The sequence below is a fragment of the Burkholderia sp. HMSC10F09 genome (assembly GCF_001806955.1).
Classification (GTDB): Bacteria; Pseudomonadota; Gammaproteobacteria; order Burkholderiales; family Burkholderiaceae; genus Burkholderia; species Burkholderia multivorans.
In genome coordinates this window covers 1-2,009 of record NZ_KV786942.1, presented here as the reverse complement: position 1 = coordinate 2,009, position 2,009 = coordinate 1, and the positions used below count along the sequence as shown (strand labels likewise).

3 protein-coding genes are annotated in these 2,009 nt (G+C 65.1%); all 3 read right to left on the bottom strand.

Features of this window, described 5'->3' with window-relative positions:
• A partial coding sequence (locus HMPREF3115_RS32975) for an ABC transporter permease (RefSeq protein ID WP_371089520.1) occupies positions 1-329 on the bottom strand: 329 nt, incomplete at its 3' end.
• Entirely contained in the window at positions 326-1,312 is a 987-nt protein-coding gene (locus HMPREF3115_RS28260) for an ABC transporter permease subunit (RefSeq protein WP_070557046.1), read from the bottom strand. The genes HMPREF3115_RS32975 and HMPREF3115_RS28260, both read right to left, overlap by 4 nt.
• A 10-nt stretch (positions 1,313-1,322) precedes the next feature.
• A partial coding sequence (locus HMPREF3115_RS28255; RefSeq protein WP_141751752.1) for an ABC transporter ATP-binding protein occupies positions 1,323-2,009 on the bottom strand: 687 nt, incomplete at its 5' end.

The window sequence follows — 2,009 nt, the reverse complement described above, 5'->3', positions numbered from 1 at the left end:
GGAATCACGAGCGGCGCGTTGATCATCCCCGTGTAGAGCGTGAAGCCGCGGAAGCGCCCGAAGCGCGCGAGCACGAAGCCGGCCCAGGTGCCGATCACGACCGACGCGGTCGCGGTCAGCAGGCCGATCTTCAGCGACAGCCAGGCGGCCGTCAGCAGCTCGTCGTCCTGCCAGAGCGCCGCATACCACTTCAGCGAGAAGCCGGACCACACGGTGACCAGCTTCGACTCGTTGAACGAGTACACGACGAGGCTGATGATCGGGATGTACAGAAACAGGAAGCCGAAGGCGAGAACGCCCGTCGACAGCGGTTTGCTCGGCTTGATCATTTCGCTTCCTCCAGTTCCTTGACCTGGTAGTACTGGAACAACGCCATCGGCACGAGCAGCAGCAGCACCATCGCGACGGTGACCGCGGACGCCATCGGCCAGTCCATGTTGTTGAAGAACTCATCCCACATGACGCGCCCGATCATCAGCGTGTCGGCGCCGCCGAGCAGCTCCGGAATCACGTATTCGCCGACCGCCGGAATGAACACGAGCAGGCTGCCCGCGATGATTCCGTTTTTCGACAGCGGCAGCGTGATGCGCGTGAATGCGACCCACGGCTTCGCGCCGAGGTCGTATGCGGCCTCGAGCAGCGTGAGGTCCATCTTCACGAGGTGCGCGTACAGCGGCATCACCATGAACGGCAGGTACGAATAGACCATCCCGATGTAGACGCCCGCGTCGCTGTGATAGAGCCGCAGCGGCGTGTGGATGATGCCGAGCGCGATCAGCGCGTGGTTCAGCAGGCCGTCGTCCTTCAGGATGCCGATCCACGCGTACACGCGAATCAGGAACGACGTCCAGAACGGCAGCATCACGGCCATCATCAGCACGTTGCGCGTGCCGGGCTCCGCGCGCGCGATGTAGTACGCCATCGGATAGCCGATCAGCAGGCAGAACACCGTCGATACGGCCGCCATCTTCAGCGAGCTGAGATAGGTCGCGACGTACAGGTCGTCCTGCAGCAGAAACGCGTAGTGCGACAGTTGCAGCGCGAAGTGCACGACGCCGTCCTTGACCTGCACGAGCGACGTGTACGGCGGAATGCCCATCACCTGATCGGCGAAGCTGATCTTCAGCACCAGCACGAACGGCAGCGCGAAGAAGACCGCGAGCCACAGGAACGGCACGCCGATCGCGACGCTGCGCCCGGACGGCAGCAGGCGAGACAGCGTGGGGAAACGCGCGCGGCGGCGCGGCGCCGCGACAGCCGGCACGGCGCCGGGCGACACCGGCGCGGACGAAGGGGAAGCGGAGGTTCTCATCGTCGGCTCCTCACTGCGTCAGCACGACGCCGCTCGCCGGCGACCACGAGACGAACACGTCGTCGTTCCACGACGGCGCGCCGTCGTGCATCAGATGCGAGCTCGACAGGTTCGACACGACGGTCTTGCCGCTCGGCAGCCGCACGTGATACAGCGAGTAGCTGCCCATGTAGGCGATGTCGGTGACGACGCCGCGCGCCCAGTTGTGCGGTGCCTTCGGCTTCTCGCGCGAGACGTGCACGCGCTCGGGGCGCACCGAGATGCCGACCGGCATCCCGAGCGGTCCCGTCACGCCGTGGCTCACGTACATGCGTGTTTCGAGATCGTCGCTCTCGACGAAGATGTGGTCGGGCTCGTCCTCGACGACGCGGCCCTCGAACAGGTTCGTCGAGCCGATGAATTCGGCCGAGAAGCGGCTGTTCGGATACTCGTAGACTTCGCCCGGCGTGCCGATCTGCACGATGCGGCCTTCGCTCATCACCGCGAGGCGGCTCGCCATCGTCATCGCTTCTTCCTGATCGTGCGTGACCATCACGCAGGTCACGTCGACCTTGTCGATGATGTTGACGAGTTCGAGCTGCGTCTTCTGCCGGATCTTCTTGTCGAGCGCGGACATCGGCTCGTCGAGCAGCAGCAGCTTCGGGCGCTTGACGAGCGAGCGCGCGAGCGCGACGCGCTGCTGCTGGCCGCCCGACAG

Coding starts and splice junctions, on each gene's coding strand:
- HMPREF3115_RS28260 (WP_070557046.1), bottom strand. CDS start 1,312: ATGAGAACCTCCGCTTCCCCTTCGTCCGCGCCGGTGTCGCCCGGCGCC.